This is a genomic window from Gordonibacter sp., assembly GCF_036667095.1.
Taxonomy (GTDB): domain Bacteria; phylum Actinomycetota; class Coriobacteriia; order Coriobacteriales; family Eggerthellaceae; genus Gordonibacter.
This window is the reverse complement of record NZ_JAVWUP010000021.1, coordinates 25,769-30,113: the sequence shown is the minus strand read 5'-3', so window position 1 is coordinate 30,113 and position 4,345 is coordinate 25,769. Positions and strand designations below refer to the sequence as shown.

The following is a 4,345-nucleotide window of genomic DNA, read 5'->3' as shown; positions in this document are numbered from 1 at the left end:
AACGGATCCCAGTCGTTCCAAGAGCTGACTATCTTCGCCATGACAGTCTCCTTTCTTTGGCAGCTTCCGTGCTGCCATTGGTGGCGCACTACATACGAGCAGCGTACTGGCCTGCTTGCCGCAACTGAAGAAGCGCTTCGGAGACTGAACATGCTTCATGGTACTCCGAAGTTCCAACCGTGACATGTTTACCAGATTTGCCGTTGATGAAGTTATATCACCTTTTTTGTTCACCTGCAAGATTTATTTACGAATGATTTGTGCAATATTTTATTACATCTTGATCAGCTGCACAAAAAATTATGCAATACTCCCGTTCGGATTATGCATACATTGATGACCATATTGGATATTCTCGTCGATAGTTTCCAAACTCGTGCATAAAACGGAATGAAATCGTAACCTCATGCACGACGGGGGACCGCAAATCCCGCTGCACGAAATCCCTTCTTTGCACAAGCTGCTTCGCAAGCCTCCCAAGCGCTTCGGCAAAAAACACAATCCTCGGGGAACGAGGGGCGGGGGGAGCTCTTGCACGGGACGGCATGCCCGTAGGAGGGTCTCTTTATCAGAGGACCCCGCGGGCGTACCACCAAAAGCAGGATGCCGGAAATCCGGCACCCTGGGTTCTTGCGAGATATGCCCTAGGAAGTCCTACGAGATATGCCCCAGGAAGTCCTTCGTCCGGTCGGACTTCGGATGGTCGAACACCTCTTCGGGGCTTCCCTGCTCGACGATATGGCCGCCGTCCATGAAGATGACATGGTCGGCCACCTCGCGGGCGAAGCCCATCTCGTGGGTCACCACGATCATGGTCATGCCGCCGCGGGCAAGCTCCCGCATAACGGCCAGCACGTCGCGCACCAGCTCGGGATCGAGCGCGCTCGTCGCCTCGTCGAACAGCATGACGTGCGGGTTCATGGCCAGCGCGCGGGCAATGGCCACCCGCTGCTGCTGGCCGCCAGAGAGCTCGGCAGGGCGGTAGTCCACGCGATCGCCCAGGCCCACCTTTCCCAACTGCTCTATAGCGATGCGCTCCGCCTCGGCCTTATTGCGGTGCAACACTTTCTGCTGGGCCAGCATGACATTGCCCTTGGCGGAAAGATGCGGGAACAGATTGAAGTTCTGAAACACCATGCCCAATTGGGCGCGCACCTTGTTGATGTCGGTCTTCTTCCCCGTGATCTCGGTATCCTCGAAGAAGATATGGCCGCTGGTAGGCTTTTCCAACAGGTTCACGCAGCGCAGCAGCGTCGACTTGCCCGAGCCGGACGGCCCTAGGATAACCACCACTTCGCCTCGGCATACGTTCAAATCGACCCCGCGCAGCACCTCGTTGTCGCCAAAGGCCTTATGCAGGTCCTCGATGCGCACGACGACCTCGTCGGATACCTCATGCACCGGAGGAGTTGCGGGCGCGTCCTGCAATGCCGCATCGGCGATTGCGTCGCCTGCACTCTCAAAACTCTGATCGGTCATTTCCGCACCTCCTTAGTGGCTCATATGGTTACTGTTGCGGTTCGTCGGGGAGTACGCGCACTCGTCGTAATCCACCTGCGATGCCGGGCCGGCAAATGTCTCGGACATGCGGATGTTGCGTGCCACGGCTGCATCGGAGCCGGGCACCAGCTCGGCTTCAGGCGCAGGGTGCGCCTGCTTCTTGCGCTTGCGGCGCCCGCCCGCCATGCGCAACTCCATGGTGTTGATGAGCTTGGTCAGCGGAATGGTGACGATGAGGTAGTAGCCCGCAGCCACGATGTAAGGCGTCACGTTGCCCGTAGCGGCCGTGATGGTCTTCGCGTACATCATCAGCTCCATCACGCCCACAGCGGCCATGAGCGACGTATCCTTGTACATGAGGATGAACTCGCTCGTCATGGTAGGAATCACGCGCTTTACCGTCTGGGGGATGATAACGAAGAACATGGTCTGGATGCTGTTCATTCCCAGCGAGCGCGCAGCCTCGAACTGGCCTTTGCTGATGGATTGGATGCCCGCCCGGAATATCTCGGCCAAGTACGCGCTGGAGTTCACTACCAGCACGATGGCGGCCAGCAGGAAGTTGTCCATGGTAATGCCCATGAGCGGCAAGCCGAAGAACACGATGTAGAGCTGCAGGAACAGCGGCGTGCCGCGCACGATGTTGATGTAGGTGGCACCGATGGCCCGCAGGATACGGCTTTTCGCCATGCGCAGAAACGCCCAGACCAAACCCAGCGGTATGGCCAACGGAAAGCTGAGGATGACCAGTCCGATAGAGATAAGCCAGCCCGCGAACACCGTGGGGATGGAGGTAACGATGATGGTGGGATCGAAGAACAGGTGCAGGAACTTGTTGGAGTTCCACGCCTTCACCCAGTCCTGCTGGCCCAGCCACACCGAAAGCTGCTCGGTGGGCGAGGTGCCCACCACGTCGAACGTCTGGTCGGTGGTAGCCAGGTCGTGCACCTGTCCATCGACCGTGGTGTAACTGCCCGTCATACCAAAGGTACCGCCTGCGGCGGGCAGCAGCGTGCGATTGAACTCGATCATGACAAGCGAGCCGGCCGGTGTCGGCTCAGGGAACGACACCGTCACCTTGGCTCCCTCGATGGCGGTTTGGGAGGCGATCTCGAGGCGGTCGAGGCCGCTCATTACCGTGGTTTTCACGTTCTCGGCCTCGATGGACGAGCCAGCAGGAAGGTCGACGGACACTTCCGTGAGCGACTCGTTTTCGGCGGACTGGCCCTGCCAGGTAACCCGGGTAGGCGTCTCTCCCATGATCTTCGTCTCGCCACTGGTGTTCGACTTGGCGGTCCAACGCTCCACTTCGAGGGCGTGCGCTTGGACCGGCAAGACGAACGATGCCGCCAGCATCGCAACGACCATAAGCGCTGCGATGCCGGCAAAGTGCTTCCGTGCGAATGCGGTTGCGGTTTGCATCGGTTCGTCCTTACAGCCTTAGCAGGGTTACTGGAGCCACTTTGCTTCCAGTTCGGCGTACTTGCCGTTTTCCTTCACAGCCTTCAATGCCGTGTTTAGGGCCTTCGTGAGCTCCGGGTTCTCCTTGCTCACCACGACGGCGTACTGCTCGCCTGTGGGGATCTCCTTGATAACCTGGCAGTCGGTGTAAGCGGACTTCACGTAGTAGTTCGCCACCGGCAGGTCAACGGCAACAGCGTCGATCTGGCCAGATTGCAGAGCAGCGAATACCGCTGTCATCTCATCGAAACCCACAACCTCGACGTCCTTGATGTTCTCGGCAGCCCACTCGTAGCCAGTCGTACCGGTCTGAGCGCCCACCTTCTTGCCCTCGAGCTGCTTCACATCGGTAATACCCGAATCCTTCAACACCGTGATGCTCTGGTTCACATCGCAGTAGGTGTCGGTGAAGTCGATCTGGGCCAAGCGCTCGTCGGTTACCGTGAACGACGACACACCGATGTCGGCCTTGCCGCCTGTCTGGATGAGCGGCACGATGGTGTCGAACTTCGTGGAGGGCAGGTAGTTCGCCTCCAACCCCATCTCCTCGGCCAAAAGGCCCATGAGGTCGACGGCGAAGCCCTCGGGCTTATTGCCGTTCAGGTTCTCGAACGGCGGGAAGTCCAGCGATGCTGCCACCGTCAACTTACCATCGTTGATAAGCGCGTAGCCCGCATCCGTGGCGTTGCCGCCATCCTTGGAGCCGCTGCCCGAACCTCCGCCCGACGAGCAGCCGAACAAAGCAAGGGACGCTACGAGCGCCCCGGCCGCAATCAGTACGGCCCATTTCTTCATCTTCATTGGTATCCTCTCCCTTTCCCCTGCGCCGCGCCTGGTGCGATCACGGTGCCAAAATGAATGACGCAGTCGCACTACTATAAAGCGCAAAGGCCCCTTTATCAATGAGATATCGGATAGAAGGCCCTCTTTTCGTTACCTCCTTGTGCTGCGAGCGGCCCTTTTGGGGCTGTGTGCGGTTTATCACAGTAAAGTGATAGAGTGCTAGCCGGAGGGACCTTCTCCTTCGTGCAGCGTCTCGAATGCGCGGTACGCGGCCCCGTAGATGCCGCATTCGTTGCCAAGCGACGACGCTACGACCGGCGTATCGCGGCAAACAGGCAAGGCGTAGGCCCGATAACGGGCTCCTACGGCATCGAGGAACAGATCGGCACGCTCCGAAAGACCACCGCCTAGCACGAACAGGTCCGGATCGACGAGGCAAGCCATCTGGGCCAATCCGAACCCGAGCGCATCGGACAGGCGGTCGAGCGCCTCCTGAGCCACCGGATCGTGCCGGTCGGCCGCATCGAGCACCGAACGTGCATCAGGAAACACCCGCCGCGCCTCCGCTTGCGCCTGCATGTCGTCTACAGGCTGCACCTGC

At 59.2% G+C, this 4,345-nt stretch carries 5 protein-coding genes; 1 reads left to right on the top strand and 4 read right to left on the bottom strand.

Going from position 1 to position 4,345, the window contains the following annotated elements; all coding sequences use genetic code 11:
- Nucleotides 1-183, top strand: a 183-nt coding sequence (locus RR842_RS03935) for a hypothetical protein (protein ID WP_332729025.1), incomplete at its 5' end; no start/stop codon positions are given.
- A gap of 471 nt (nucleotides 184-654) precedes the next feature.
- On the opposite strand, the gene RR842_RS03930 is transcribed toward RR842_RS03935, so the two are convergent.
- From RR842_RS03930 to RR842_RS03915, 4 genes are all read right to left on the bottom strand, one after another.
- Complete coding sequence (locus RR842_RS03930; protein WP_332522259.1) at nucleotides 655-1,479, bottom strand: amino acid ABC transporter ATP-binding protein; 825 nt, start codon at nucleotides 1,477-1,479, stop codon at nucleotides 655-657.
- A gap of 12 nt (nucleotides 1,480-1,491) precedes the next feature.
- Complete coding sequence (locus RR842_RS03925; protein ID WP_332553289.1) at nucleotides 1,492-2,922, bottom strand: amino acid ABC transporter permease; 1,431 nt, start codon at nucleotides 2,920-2,922, stop codon at nucleotides 1,492-1,494.
- A gap of 27 nt (nucleotides 2,923-2,949) precedes the next feature.
- A complete protein-coding gene (locus tag RR842_RS03920) occupies nucleotides 2,950-3,762 on the bottom strand; it encodes an ABC transporter substrate-binding protein (protein ID WP_332512846.1) in 813 nt (270 codons plus the stop codon).
- A 201-nt stretch (nucleotides 3,763-3,963) separates the two neighbouring features.
- Nucleotides 3,964-4,345: ROK family protein (locus RR842_RS03915; RefSeq protein ID WP_332729024.1), on the bottom strand; the 382-nt coding region annotated here is incomplete at its 5' end.